Raw genomic sequence first — 12487 nt, forward strand, 5'->3', positions numbered from 1 at the left:
AACTAACATCAATTATCAACTTTGAGTTTATTAACTGTGGAAATAAAAAGCAGGATATATTTTCTGCTTTGAATATACTGTTAGAAAGTATATCTAAGTTTTGGAGTCAGCGTAATAGATTCGAATTCCCCCAAACTTGTCGTGTGAAATAAACGAGATTGAATGCCAAGCTGAAAATTGCCTGATTTATAAAAGTAATATTCTGCCCCAATAAAGAATCCAGCATCCACCAAGTTTGAGTTAGATCCATTTCTTTCTTGTATGGAAACGAGTGTGGCAATTGTTTGTGTACTGTTTATAAAGGCATTAGTGAGGTATTCAATCTCTTGCATTTTTGGGTTAACAAAAAAGGCACCGCCAGTTAATAGTAGTTTTTCACTTAGTCTTCTTTTATAAAAAACGCTGTACATCTCGTTGATGTGACGGAGTTTGAAATCGATAATTTCAAGGTAGGTGTCATTACCTATTAACTGGCTGTAGTTTTTTTCGCCAATGTGCGATTCGCGATCATAACTTACGCCAATTGATGCCTTACTATCTTTTATGTTCCATTGAAATTCTATGCCGCCAATAGATCCCAAAAAGTTCTTGTTATAAAAGGAGACGAAACCGCCTGGAACTTCGCTTTGTGGCTGTTCATAATCCAATTGAAAGTTTCCAGCAACACCGTAATTTACATTTAGCTCAAATGTATGTTGGGCTTGTGAAGCAGTAAGAATAAACAGCAATAAACAGGCGGAAATCAATAGCTTTTTCATATGTGTGTTTTTTAGATGAGCAGAATATAGAAATAATTATGCCAAAAAAAACAGCTATACAAGTCTAGCCATTCCAAATCTCCCAAGCCGCTTCAGCCTGTCCGTGGAGCATTTCTAGCCCATTCTTTACCCAGCATCTGGCTTCAATTCCTTTCTGCATAAAAGCAGTGGTTAGTGGGTTATAGACTAAGTCGTAAAGGTAATGCTGTTCTGTAAGTTGGTGATAGGGCAGGTCTGGCAAAGCTTCTGTGTTGGGTGCAGTACCGAGTGGAGTCGTGTTGATGATTAGCTTCGCTGTATTGAGTATTGAGTCATGAGTATTGAGAGCTCCGTAACTCAATTCGCCTTCTGAAGGATTGCGCGAAATGAATTGGTAGTCGATACCAAGGTCTTCCAGTGCTGCTTTTACTGCTTTCGATACCCCACCAGTTCCTAGAATAAGTGCCTTTTCAGGCATTGGGTTCGGCCCAACAAACTTCACCAATGATTCTTTAAACCCGATGTAATCCGTATTGTAACCTTTGAGTTTTTTGCCTTGAACTTTTATGGTGTTAACTGCCCCAATGCTTTCCGCTTTTGGGTCAACTTCATCCAGAAATTTAATGACTTGCTCCTTATAAGGAATGGTAACATTCAAGCCAACTAAACCCTTTTCAGATTTAATTAGGTCTGGAAGTTCATCGATAGCCTCCAGAGGATAAAGCTCGTATTCGCAATCTTCAATCCCCTCTTTCTCGAACTTTTCAGTGAAATACTTTTTGGAGAAAGAGTGACCCAGTGGGTAGCCAATCAGTCCAAATCGCTTCATATTAATTTCCTGGTTTTAAGAACGCTGCTAGTCGGTCAATAGCTAAGACTAACAGGAATCCTCCTGCAGCAAATCCGAGCGCTTCAATAAAATGCGGTTCAATTCCAGTTTGGGCCAAGTATTCGTTTGGCATAACATTGACTTCGTATAGTGGCTTAATTTCGCCATGTCTATCTACATAAGTCTCAATTGCCTTTTTCCACGGCCAAACTTTGTAAAGCGAACCAATCATAAAGCCCGACAATACACCAACTGTCAAGTTGTGGAATTTGTTGAAAAGCCAACTTACTATCCTAGCAAAACTTAACAAGCCAACCACGCAACCAGCTCCAAAAATTAGTATATCGGCAATTTTAAGCTCCTTAATTGCAGTAAGTACGTACTCGTACTTACCGAACATAAGCAAAATAAAAGCTCCAGAAATACCGGGTAGAATCATAGCACAAATAGCTACAGCACCTGCTATGAAAAGAAACCAGCTAGCGTCTGGTGTTTCTGCTGGTGTTAATGAGGTAATGAAGTAAGCTGCTGTTATTCCTAATACAATAGCTATAATAACCCCAAAACTCCACTTCTTTATTTCTCTTAAGATTATGAGGGCGGAAATGACAATGAGCCCAAAGAAGAAAGACCACACCGGAATTGGATACTCGCCCAATAAGTGCGTAATTACCTTAGCCAGTGTTACTACGCTAGTGGCAATTCCTGCTAGAAGAACTAGCAGAAATGTTCCATTAACGTGTTCCCAAAGGGCTTTAAATTCAAACCTTCTCAGATAATTTAACGCTTGTGCATCGACACTTTTGATGCTATTCAGCAATTGCTCGTATATGCCTGTTATAAAGGCTATTGTTCCTCCAGAAACACCAGGGACAACATCGGCACTGCCCATGGCAATACCTTTGAGGTAGAGCAAAAAGTAATCGATAAACTTACGCATGTTATTATCCTTTCTGACCTAGGAAGTGATCGAAAGTATCTCCTCTTAAGCCTAGTCTAAGTGTTTCCAATGGAATTACTTCTTCAGGAGCAATGTTTCCAAGGTTTACATTAGAGCCCATTAGCTTAATGAAATACACTTGTTGAGCTTTTTGTGGAGCTTCCCAAATGATTTTCTCAAAAGGAATTTTAGTTAGAATTTCTTGAACCAGTCCTGAACGAACTTCGCCAGTAGAACGGAATAAGCCAACGTTTCCACTTTCACGTGCCTCACCAATTACCTTCCAGGCGCCAGCGTCTAGCTCTTTTTGCATTAGCTCAATCCACTTATAAGGAGGGATGATCTTTTCTGCGTCTTTTGAGCCTACTTCTGAAAGTACGGTCACCTGTTCAGAAAGCTTGGTAATGTATTCGCACTTTTTGTCGTGGTCTAGTTCTATTGAGCCATCAGAAACTTCTGCAAATGGCATTTCATATTTGTCTAGCACCTTGCGGTAATCATCAAACTGATCTCTTACTATAAAGGCTTCAAAGAGTGTTCCTCCGAAATAAAAAGGAATACCCGCCTCTCTGTAAACATTCAGTTTGGCATCTAAATTTGGGGTCACATAAGAAGTGGCCCAGCCAAGTTTTACAATATCTACATATTCGCCACAAACGTTGACGAAATCTTCTGCCTGTCTAACACTAAGGCCTTTGTCCATGGCCATAGTAAATCCTTTGTCTCTTGGCTTTTGTGTCCTTTCGGGCACATCGGTTAAAAAGTAATGCATTTAATTCTTACTTCTGTATTGGTCTATAATCTTGAATAACGCTTTTTGCGTTTCCAGTTTAGGGAAAAATTCGAAGAGAACTTCGTGTTTTTCAAAATCCAAAATTAAGGCATTTTCTAGATATGTAAAGGCTTCGCGGTAATGTCCTGCCGTGATTTGGTATACAACCATCCTATACATGAGCTCAGCATCGTCTGGAATCTCCTCTAAAGCTCTCTCAGCGAGCTCTATGGCCTTTTTCATTTCGCCTTGCTCATAAAAAATAAATGACCAATCGAGCCAAATTTCGTTATTAGTAGGTTCTAAAATGGCTGCTTCTTGGTATGCCTCAATGGCCGAAACTATATTGTCAATGTTATATTCTGCGGTGGCAATGGCCATCCAATAGTTGGTATTTTCAGGGTCTAGTTTAAGCGCCTTGTTCAAGAAATGGATGGCCTCATAGTACTTTTCTTGAGCCGAAAGGCAGCAACCTATACCATACCATGCATCTTCATAGAATTGGTCTATTTTAGAAGCTTTTCTGTAGTATTTTATGCCATACTCATACTGCTCCATCTTTTCATAAGCAGCTCCAATACAGCAGTAGACCTCAGAAGAAGGCCCTTCATTAGTTAAGGTGTTTTTATAAGCTTCTAAAGCATCTTGATATTTCTCAAGATTCATGTAAGAATTACCTAGGTTGAACCAAGCTGAAGAGAATGTATCGTCAATGACAAGCGCAAAGTCATAGGCCTTTACAGCGTCTTCATACTTTTCTAGCTTGTTGTAGACTATTCCGAGATTGTACCATGCGTAGGTCGAATAAGGATCTCGGTCTATGAATTCTTTATAATAGGAAACACTATCTTCTAGTTTTCCGGTAACATCTAAACAGTAAGCCAACTCATACAGGGCCGACTCGTGGTTGATGTCTGTTTCTATAGCTTGCTTATAGTAATCTATGGCAGTATCATACTTGCCATTAGTTTGATAAGTGAGGCCGATGTTATAATAAACCTCAGCTTTGTCTTCGGCTCCTTCTAGTGTGGTGAGTAAAATTTCAACAGCCTTTTCAAACTCGCCTAAAATTGAGAATATATTACCCTTTACTGTCAATAACTCAGGGTCGTTAGGGTGAAGGTTCTCTGCCTCTTCTATCACCTTTAGTGCTTCGTCATACTTTTCTTTTCCCACCAAACATTGAGAGGTCAATATGCTGATCTCTAAGCTAAATGGGTATTGGTCGAGCGCCATTCTACAGGCCTTAAGCCCTTTGCCAAACTGTAAACGGTCTAGATAGTAATGAATAATAGTTTCGTATTCTTCTAGGTCGAAGAAATGAAAACCTTTGTTTTTGAGAAGCTCTTCAAACTTACTGATCAACCCACGTTCTTCTTCTCTACTCGGATAGTCTTCCTGCATTACGTCAATCGGTTTTCTTAAAATACGAATTAGCCAACATTAAAACCACTTGGTTTTAGTAAAAATTAATTGAATACATGTTAGATATTTTCAATCAGTTGATTTACAGGTTGTAACGGTTTTTTAACTCTGCTGCTGTCCAATTGGCCGACTCTTCTAAACTGCGAAATTCGAAATTTAGTGCCTTTCTTACCTTATCATTGGCAAAGTTAAATTTAGTGCGACTCAAAATAGCCGTATCTGCAGTGATAAGTGCCTCTTTGCCGGTTATTCTAGATCGGAGAAATTCTAAAGCAACTACAAGTTTAAGCATCCAAGGCTGAACTGTTTTTGTTGGCGCCTTTTTTCCAAATGCGTTGGCCAAGGTTTGGAAGAACTGCTTGTATGGTAAAGAGCCAGCACTTACTATAAAGCGCTCTCCCTTAATGTCCGATTCCATCAGCTTTACAGCTATTTCTGCTACGTCTCGCACGTCTACAAAGTTGGTGTTTCCTTCTGGATGGAAGCTTCTTTCCTTATAAGCATACTCAAATACTGAGGTACTACCCCCTTGTCCCCAAATTCCTGGGCCAAGAACAACCGATGGATTCAGTATTTTGACTTTTAACCCCTCTTGAGCGCCTCTCCATACTTCAAGCTCTTGAGCATGTTTTGAGTTAGCATAGATGGAGTCGTATTTGGAGTCTTCCCATCGGTCTTTTTCTGTAATCTTTTTCTGACCAGCCTTTCTGCCAATGGCTGCTACCGAGCTGATGTGTATAAAGTCTTTTATTCCGAGTTTAAGACAGGTGTTTACCAAGTCTGCCGTACCTAGAACATTGGTTTCATACATTTTATTCACATATCTCTTATCAAATGAGATAATGGCAGCGCCATGAATTACAGCATCTATTCCAACTAAGGCTTCTTCTAAAAAAGCGGTGTCGTTCATATCGCCAATAACCCATTCTATTTGGTCGGCAATACCCTCTAACAAATCCATTTTGCTAGAGTTTCTTTTAACAGCCTTAACTTGATGATTTCTGTCAAGAAGCTCTCTACATATGAAACTTCCTAGCAAACCGGTAGCTCCGGTAACAAATACTTTCATTCTACTATAACTGATTATTCAACAGCTCCAGATCTAAAAGCTTTTTCCAATACTTAGTTGTCGTTGCTTCTTTAAGCAGGTTAATATGTCCCATGTTATGGCAATCTGTACCAACCAGCTTAATAGCCTTCATATCTATCAATTTCTCCGCTAATTTCTGAACAGGTTTTGAATAGCAACCTGTTAATGAAACCGCATTAAGTTGAAAAATGATATTACGGTCTAAAAGTTCCTCAATTAGCGAAGGTTTTTCCAGCAGGTAAAGATACCTCTCAGGGTGAGCATAAACCATTTTATACCCCTTCATAGTTAGGTGGAAACTTGCTTCTTTTAATTCAGGCGGTTCATTGATAAAACCTGTTTCAACCAAAATGTGGTTTTGACCGAACGTAAGTAGTTCTTCGTCTGAGTGAATACGCTGCATAAAGTGTTCGTCTAAATAATATTCACTTGCAGCTTGTAATTCTATGTTGATGCCTTCTTCTAAAATGGCTTCCTGCATTTGCTTTAACCCAGAGAGAATGGTTTCTGCAGTGTTATCATAGGTGCCCCACATGGTGTGAGGTGATGTAATAACCTTAGTATAACCCAAAGATTCCATTTCCCTAAGAATAGAGATGCCCTCTTCAATAGATTGAATACCATCATCGATATTAGGAATGAGGTGAGAATGGATATCTGTTTGGAGATATCCTATATCTGGGGCTGAATTTTTATTTCCTTTAAAGAAAGAAAAGATGCTCAAAATGCGGGTTTCTCTTTATAAGAGGCAAAGGTAGGTAAAACCTGATCCTTTTCAGAAACTATTGGATTCTCTATTCCCCAATCAATATTTAGAGCAGGATCGTTCCAGAGAATTCCACCTTCAGATTCTTTGTTGTAATAGTTTGAGCATTTGTAGAAAAACACGGAGTCTTCTAAGGCTACAAAGCCATGGGCAAAACCGGCAGGCACTAAGAACATATTATGCCTTTCGGCCTCTAGTAACACAGTGTGGTGTTTGCCAAAGGTAGGAGAATCTTTGCGAATGTCTAATGCTATATCTAAGACCTTGCCTTTAACTACTCTTACTAGCTTAGCCTGAGCGTGTGGTGTCTGCTGATAATGCAGTCCTCTTAAGGTTCCCTTTACAGAGAATGACTCATTGTCTTGAACGAAATCTTCTTGAATACCGAGTTCCTGATAAAGCTCTCTTCGGTAAGATTCAAAAAAATATCCTCTTTGGTCTCCAAAAACTTTTGGCTCCAATTCATATAAGCCATCAAATCCTGTCTCTATTACCTTCATAGCCTTGTAGTTTCAAATATGTTCATTCTCGATTGAATAGCAGCAAAGCTATTTCCAATTTTTTAAACATCAGTAAATCTTCGATAAATGACCTAATTATAAGACCTGTTTTACAAATGATGCGATAAATGGTAACTTGCTAGCTATTTATGGGAGGATTCGAAACAACACCGAAAGAAGATGACAGAGCCGTACTAGTGGCTCTGGTTAACCGTGAGCAACCAGAAGACACGGTGGTTGAGTATTTGGATGAATTGGCTTTCTTGGCTGAAACCATGGGGTTGAATGTGGTAAAGTCTTTCACTCAAAAGATGGACAAGCCAGATGTTCGTTCTTTTGTAGGAAAAGGAAAGCTTGAGGAGATTCAAACCTATATTAAGGCAGAAGAAATTGAGGTAATCATTTTTGATGATGACCTTTCTCCTTCTCAACTTAGAAATCTTGAAAAGGAACTGAAGGTTAAGATTTACGACCGAAGTTTATTGATACTAGATATTTTCTTGAAGCGTGCTCAAACAGCTCAGGCTAAAACTCAGGTAGAATTGGCCAGATCAGCTTATCTGCTTCCGAGGCTTACACGCATGTGGACGCACCTTGAACGTCAGCGTGGAGGTACTGGAACTCGTGGTGGAGCTGGTGAAAAAGAAATTGAAACAGATAGAAGAGCCATTAGGAATCAGATCACTGTTTTAAAAGGTAAGCTAGAGAAGATTGAAAAGCAAAATGCGGTTCAGCGTAAGTCTAGAGGTACAATAGTTAGGGTGGCTTTAGTTGGATATACTAACGTTGGGAAGTCTACTTTGATGCGATTACTTACAAAGGCCGATGTTTTAGCAGAAGACAAGCTGTTTGCAACGGTAGATTCTACTGTCAGAAAAGTGGTGCTAGACCAAATACCGTTCTTGCTCTCAGATACTGTTGGCTTTATTAGAAAGCTACCTACTCACCTAATTGAGTCGTTTAAGTCTACGCTGGCAGAAGTTTTGGAGTCTGATATTCTTTTACATGTTGTTGATGTTTCGCATCCTAACTTTGAAGATCAGATGGCCACGGTTAATCAGACTTTGATTGATATTGGTGCTACCGATAAGCCAACGATCTTAGTTTTCAATAAGATAGATCAATTGAAGATTGTAGATGAGGAAGTGCGCGAAGAAATGAACAATCCGCCACCTACTTTAGATGAACTGAAAAATACTTACATCGGAAAGGGGGAGGACTCTTCAGTATTTATCTCAGCTACTAACAAAACCAATATGGAGGAGTTTAAAGAAGTGTTGATGGAAAAGGTGAAAAAGCGTCACTTTACTATCTTTCCAAACTATTTAAATGATTCCCATTATTAGTCTTGATTGCTAAAAACTGAATCGTTTTTTTGGTTTTAAACATCTCCCGAGGCATCGGTAGGATAGTGTGTAGCAAACAAGCATGGCCCCGTAGTTCAATGGATAGAATAGAAGTTTCCTAAACTTTAGATCTAGGTTCGATTCCTAGCGGGGCTACTTTTCGTGTTTCAATCATTCCACTCCTAAACAGTGTTTTTGCTTTAGCCATTGTTTGGGGTTAAGATGAACGCTATCTGCTACGTTCGCCCGAACGTTTGCGATGATTCTGTATGGAGGAAATTAAGGGCGTATTTAAGAAAGTCGGAAGAATTTTAATTAGTGCCAGGGCTTATTTAAGTTTTTGCCGAAAATCTTAAATAAGGATGTTTTTATTTAAGTTTACTTAATGAAGGAATTCAAAGCTGGTACATATGTAAATCAAGGCTATTATAAGAGCTTCCAACCCAATCCGATTAATAGAGAATGGCAGATTGAAGACATGGAGCTTGTTAGTCTTTTAAGTAAAGCTGATCGGCAATTAGGGCGCTTAGATATGTATTCTGAGTATGTCCCCAATATAGACTTGTTTATAAGCATGCATGTACTAAAAGAGGCCACTCAGAGTAGCAAAATTGAAGGTACACAGACTAATATTGAAGAAGCTCTTTTAGAAAAAGAGGATGTTCCGCTGGATAAACGTGATGATTGGGAGGAAGTCCAAAACTATTCAGAAGCAATGAATTGGGCTATAGCCGAATTGGATAATTTGCCATTTTCGTCTAGGTTAATAAGAAATACTCATAAAATTCTTTTACAAGGGGTAAGGGGTGAACAAAAGCTTCCTGGGGAGTTTAGGACCAGCCAAAATTGGATTGGAGGAGCTAGTATTAATGATGCTACTTTCATTCCCCCTACTCACCAGACGGTTCCAGAGTTCATGGGAGATATAGAGAGTTTTCTCCATAATGAAGAAGTTTACTTTCCAGAATTAATGAAGATAGGCTTAGTTCACTATCAGTTTGAAACCATTCACCCATTTCTCGATGGTAATGGAAGGGTGGGGAGGCTAATGATACCACTATACTTGGTAAGTAGAGGAATACTAAAAAGGCCAATTCTATATTTATCTGACTTTTTTGAGAAAAACAGGAAGTTGTACTATGATAACCTTACAGTAGTGAGGGATACCAATGATATAACTCAATGGATGAAATTCTTCTTGGTTGGAGTAATTGAGACAGCCAAGAATGGAATAGATACTTTTGATCAGGTATTAAAACTACAGAAAACTGCAGAGGCAAAAGTTCAGTCACTCGGAAGTAGGGCGGCTAACGGCCAAAAGGTACTGAATTATCTGTATAAGAAGCCATATCTCAATGCTGAGATTGTCAAAGAGATAACAGGTATCTCAATGCCATCCTGTTATAAGCTTATAAGTGATTTGGAAGAGCTAGAAATACTTAATGAATTCACAGGGGGGCAACGAGGTAGAGCGTATCTCTTCAAAGACTACCTTAATTTGTTTCGTTAAGTTTGTCACTTTGTTTTACAGTAATTCAATAAGTTATTAAAAATAACTAGCGAGACTACTTTTCAACTGAGAATACCCACAATCGGGTATTGAGTATTTATCTGATTAACAAGATCTTGTAGCAATTAACCTCATACAGTTAGGCTCAGTAGAGCTTTATGAGTTAGCGTGTAAGTGTATAACCCCGAAATCCTCTTTCGGGGTTTATTTTTAATTTATTCATTCGGCTTTTCTTACTTTTGAGCCCTTAGCTTTTACTCTAAATCAATTTATGTTCGATAGCAAAGAATATCCTAAATCACTTAGTGAAGACTTGTTCGAAACTTGGTTAGAAGCCGGGAGAGAGAGCAAAATGAGCTATGAATACATGCTAGTGGTTTGGGACGACCTTGAGGCCGACTATCACCCTGAGTATGTAGAGAATCGAAGTCAGATTGCCAAATACCCCCTTTGGGGCGAAGCAGGAGGCCATAGCTCAACTATTGCAGTATATGACCTCTTTTCAGAAGCTAGAATTTACATTACCAACTGACTGCCAGTTATTTGTTGTCTTCTCTTTCTTTCTTCTTTTTAGAAGAGTAAATGAGATAGCCAATAAAAGTAATTAAGAAAACACCTATAAGAATGCCCCAAATAAGGTTTGGGTTACTAGAAAGGAAGTCGGTTTCATCTGGGTCATCAGGCTTAATGAGTGAGCCCTGGGGCAAAAAGCTTAACGCAATGTTATTGGATGTTATTAAGCTAAAAAGGTATATAGTTATGTATTTCATCTTATAATCGTCTTTGTTGTATACGAAATCAACTCTTTAGACACTTAAAAGTTTGCTTCATTCCATGACAAAACTTATCGCTCGCTCAGATTTTCATCATATTATAGATCACCCTGGTTCAGGTACGGTACTAGGAATAAAAGAAGATAAGGTTTTACTGGTTTATCTAGAAAGACCCGGTTTCCCATTCAAAACTTATGAAGTGCCAGGAGGTGTGTGTGACCTTGGAGAAACTCATGAACAGGCCGCAAGAAGAGAGTTTTGGGAAGAGACTGGCTATGAATTAGGTTATACATTTCACTTTCAAAGTATAAAACCTTCTGTGGGTTACTCCAATGAGATGATCTCAGTATTTTATGCGGAAGTATTAGAGCAAACTAGTGTTCCTGAACATGAAATAGAATGGCTGAGCAAGCCACAAGTAAAGGAGTTCATTAAAGAAGGGAAGATTATAGATTCACAAAGCTTAGCAGTCCTAAGCCATTGGCTTTCGTCAGACTTAAACTTTCAATTGCCTTCTGTGATGTTTGTTTGCACGGGTAATTATTACCGAAGCCGATTCTGTGAGATTTACTTCAACCTGCTCACAGAAGGCAAGTTGCCTCTTGCAGATTCCAAAGGCCTTCTAGCTTATATGAAGAGCAATGAAGGGATGGTTTCCCCACATACTTTGCATTACTTAGAAAGCGAAGGTTTGCCTTTGGGTAAAATGAAATTTCCTGAGCAAATAGAACAGAGGCACTTAGAGACAGGCGTGAGAGTGATTGCTATGGATGAGGAGGAGCATAGGCCAATGATGGAGAAAGACTATCCTGAATTTGCCAATAGTATTGAATACTGGCAAGTTCATGATATTGACTTTACTGAGCCTGTAGATGCGCTACCCGCATTAAAAAACCAAGTAGAATTGTTGGTTAAAGAGTTACTCGGCTCGAAGAACTAAGACGTGAAAATATATGGTTGAGTAGCCCGGTACTCCCGTAGCACCGTCTTTACCATAAGCCAAGTCATAAGGAACTTTTATGTACCCGTTATCTTTGAGCTCAAAGTAACTAAGCCCGCGAATAAAGCCTTCAATGAGAGATCTGGCCATCATATCTACAGGTAATGGTACTTTCTTCCTGAACGTATTATCTATCTCTTTGCCATTTTCTAGGTAGGTAGCATAGTGAATTACTAATCTTTGGTGATCTGTCTTTTGCTGAAGATCGTTTTTGCCTCTTAACTTGTGAAAGCTAATACCATCTTTGGCAATCCATCGCATATTTTGGAACTGCTCTCTTCTCAAAATTTCTAATGCTTCTTCTGGTCTTTCGTCTTTCGTTAGTTCACCAGATTCATCCCACTCTCTGAGTCGTAAAAGTGCTCCCAAGTCATTGTATTTTTCTTCTTTGCACTTTTCTCCCTTCTCATGCCAATAGGTGTGGGTACCAATATTCACATTGTCTTTGGTTCTTCCCTGATACTTTTTTTGTCCGTTTTCATAGCGTTCTACCACTTTTTGGCCAAAAGAAAGGGTTGGAATAAGGCAAATAATCAATATTGAGAGCGTCAAGAATCGTTGCATTTCCAAATCTAAAATTTATTTCTCTACCTTTGCCCTACCGCAAGGGTTTCCCGACAACGCTGTCGGGGATTAAAAGGGAATCGGGTGAAAGTCCTGAACAGTCCCAGCTGCTGTAATCCCATTTTTATGTCGACTGAATTTTGCCACTGCCTTATTTCCGATAATTCGGAATTGGTCGGGAAGGCTCAGATCGACAGGGAAAGTCAGAAGACCTGCCATTGCAATCGTTCACTAA

At 39.2% G+C, this 12487-nt stretch carries 14 protein-coding genes, 1 tRNA gene and 1 riboswitch; of the genes, 5 read left to right on the forward strand and 10 right to left on the reverse strand.

Translation table 11 applies throughout. From position 1 onward, the window contains the following. Window positions 1-80: 80 nt before the first annotated feature. From AWW68_RS05570 to rfbC, 8 genes are all read right to left on the reverse strand, one after another. Window positions 81-758 (reverse strand): hypothetical protein, encoded by a 678-nt coding sequence (locus AWW68_RS05570; protein WP_068217560.1) that lies wholly within the window; start codon window positions 756-758, stop codon window positions 81-83. Between the two features lie 64 nt (window positions 759-822). Then, window positions 823-1566: a shikimate dehydrogenase family protein gene (locus AWW68_RS05575; protein ID WP_068217563.1), complete on the reverse strand. Its 744-nt coding sequence runs from the start codon at window positions 1564-1566 to the stop codon at window positions 823-825. A 1-nt stretch (window position 1567) separates the two neighbouring features. Continuing rightward, a complete protein-coding gene (locus AWW68_RS05580) occupies window positions 1568-2506 on the reverse strand; it encodes a DUF368 domain-containing protein (protein ID WP_068217567.1) in 939 nt (312 codons plus the stop codon). Between the two features lie 4 nt (window positions 2507-2510). Further along, window positions 2511-3278, reverse strand: coding sequence for a phosphosulfolactate synthase (locus AWW68_RS05585; RefSeq protein ID WP_068217569.1), 768 nt, complete (start codon window positions 3276-3278; stop codon window positions 2511-2513). Continuing rightward, on the reverse strand, window positions 3279-4682 hold the full coding sequence (locus AWW68_RS05590; RefSeq protein WP_068217572.1) for a tetratricopeptide repeat protein: 1404 nt from the start codon (window positions 4680-4682) through the stop codon (window positions 3279-3281). It abuts the gene before it with no gap. 103 nt (window positions 4683-4785) lie between these two features. Further along, window positions 4786-5772, reverse strand: coding sequence for an SDR family NAD(P)-dependent oxidoreductase (locus tag AWW68_RS05595; protein WP_068217575.1), 987 nt, complete (start codon window positions 5770-5772; stop codon window positions 4786-4788). Window positions 5773-5776: 4 nt separating this feature from the next. Next, entirely contained in the window at window positions 5777-6517 is a 741-nt protein-coding gene (locus AWW68_RS05600; protein WP_089082266.1) for a tyrosine-protein phosphatase, read from the reverse strand. Then, complete coding sequence (gene rfbC / locus AWW68_RS05605) at window positions 6514-7059, reverse strand: dTDP-4-dehydrorhamnose 3,5-epimerase (RefSeq protein WP_068217581.1); 546 nt, start codon at window positions 7057-7059, stop codon at window positions 6514-6516. The genes AWW68_RS05600 and rfbC overlap by 4 nt, the downstream gene beginning before the upstream one ends. A 149-nt stretch (window positions 7060-7208) precedes the next feature. Between rfbC and hflX the strand changes: the two genes are divergently transcribed. From hflX to AWW68_RS05625, 4 genes are all read left to right on the forward strand, one after another. Beyond that, on the forward strand, window positions 7209-8405 hold the full coding sequence (gene hflX / locus AWW68_RS05610) for a GTPase HflX (protein ID WP_068217584.1): 1197 nt from the start codon (window positions 7209-7211) through the stop codon (window positions 8403-8405). A gap of 84 nt (window positions 8406-8489) precedes the next feature. Next, a tRNA-Arg gene (locus AWW68_RS05615) sits at window positions 8490-8561 on the forward strand. A gap of 229 nt (window positions 8562-8790) precedes the next feature. After that, complete coding sequence (locus AWW68_RS05620) at window positions 8791-9915, forward strand: Fic family protein (protein WP_068217588.1); 1125 nt, start codon at window positions 8791-8793, stop codon at window positions 9913-9915. A 271-nt stretch (window positions 9916-10186) separates the two neighbouring features. Continuing rightward, a complete protein-coding gene (locus tag AWW68_RS05625) occupies window positions 10187-10447 on the forward strand; it encodes a hypothetical protein (protein ID WP_068217590.1) in 261 nt (86 codons plus the stop codon). A 7-nt stretch (window positions 10448-10454) separates the two neighbouring features. Here the strand turns inward: AWW68_RS05625 and AWW68_RS05630 are convergent, their stop codons facing one another. Continuing rightward, window positions 10455-10685: a hypothetical protein gene (locus AWW68_RS05630; protein ID WP_068217593.1), complete on the reverse strand. Its 231-nt coding sequence runs from the start codon at window positions 10683-10685 to the stop codon at window positions 10455-10457. Between the two features lie 64 nt (window positions 10686-10749). Between AWW68_RS05630 and AWW68_RS05635 the strand changes: the two genes are divergently transcribed. Beyond that, a complete protein-coding gene (locus tag AWW68_RS05635) occupies window positions 10750-11628 on the forward strand; it encodes an NUDIX domain-containing protein (protein WP_068217596.1) in 879 nt (292 codons plus the stop codon). On the opposite strand, the gene AWW68_RS05640 is transcribed toward AWW68_RS05635, so the two are convergent. After that, window positions 11608-12252 carry an FKBP-type peptidyl-prolyl cis-trans isomerase gene (locus AWW68_RS05640; protein ID WP_084375584.1) on the reverse strand — a complete coding sequence of 215 codons (645 nt, stop codon included), beginning with the start codon at window positions 12250-12252 and terminating at the stop codon, window positions 11608-11610. The two genes, AWW68_RS05635 and AWW68_RS05640, sit on opposite strands and share 21 nt — an antisense overlap. A 26-nt stretch (window positions 12253-12278) precedes the next feature. After that, a riboswitch (cobalamin riboswitch) is annotated at window positions 12279-12486 on the forward strand. The last annotated feature ends 1 nt before the right edge of the window (window position 12487 follow it).

Origin of the sequence: Roseivirga spongicola, from assembly GCF_001592965.1 — a bacterium.
Taxonomy (GTDB): domain Bacteria; phylum Bacteroidota; class Bacteroidia; order Cytophagales; family Cyclobacteriaceae; genus Roseivirga; species Roseivirga spongicola.

Coding starts and splice junctions, on each gene's coding strand:
- AWW68_RS05570 (WP_068217560.1), bottom strand. CDS start 758: ATGAAAAAGCTATTGATTTCCGCCTGTTTATTGCTGTTTATTCTTACT.
- AWW68_RS05575 (WP_068217563.1), bottom strand. CDS start 1,566: ATGAAGCGATTTGGACTGATTGGCTACCCACTGGGTCACTCTTTCTCC.
- AWW68_RS05580 (WP_068217567.1), bottom strand. CDS start 2,506: ATGCGTAAGTTTATCGATTACTTTTTGCTCTACCTCAAAGGTATTGCC.
- AWW68_RS05585 (WP_068217569.1), bottom strand. CDS start 3,278: ATGCATTACTTTTTAACCGATGTGCCCGAAAGGACACAAAAGCCAAGA.
- AWW68_RS05590 (WP_068217572.1), bottom strand. CDS start 4,682: ATGCAGGAAGACTATCCGAGTAGAGAAGAAGAACGTGGGTTGATCAGT.
- AWW68_RS05595 (WP_068217575.1), bottom strand. CDS start 5,772: ATGAAAGTATTTGTTACCGGAGCTACCGGTTTGCTAGGAAGTTTCATA.
- rfbC (WP_068217581.1), bottom strand. CDS start 7,059: ATGAAGGTAATAGAGACAGGATTTGATGGCTTATATGAATTGGAGCCA.
- hflX (WP_068217584.1), top strand. CDS start 7,209: ATGGGAGGATTCGAAACAACACCGAAAGAAGATGACAGAGCCGTACTA.
- AWW68_RS05620 (WP_068217588.1), top strand. CDS start 8,791: ATGAAGGAATTCAAAGCTGGTACATATGTAAATCAAGGCTATTATAAG.
- AWW68_RS05625 (WP_068217590.1), top strand. CDS start 10,187: ATGTTCGATAGCAAAGAATATCCTAAATCACTTAGTGAAGACTTGTTC.
- AWW68_RS05630 (WP_068217593.1), bottom strand. CDS start 10,685: ATGAAATACATAACTATATACCTTTTTAGCTTAATAACATCCAATAAC.
- AWW68_RS05635 (WP_068217596.1), top strand. CDS start 10,750: ATGACAAAACTTATCGCTCGCTCAGATTTTCATCATATTATAGATCAC.
- AWW68_RS05640 (WP_084375584.1), bottom strand. CDS start 12,252: ATGCAACGATTCTTGACGCTCTCAATATTGATTATTTGCCTTATTCCA.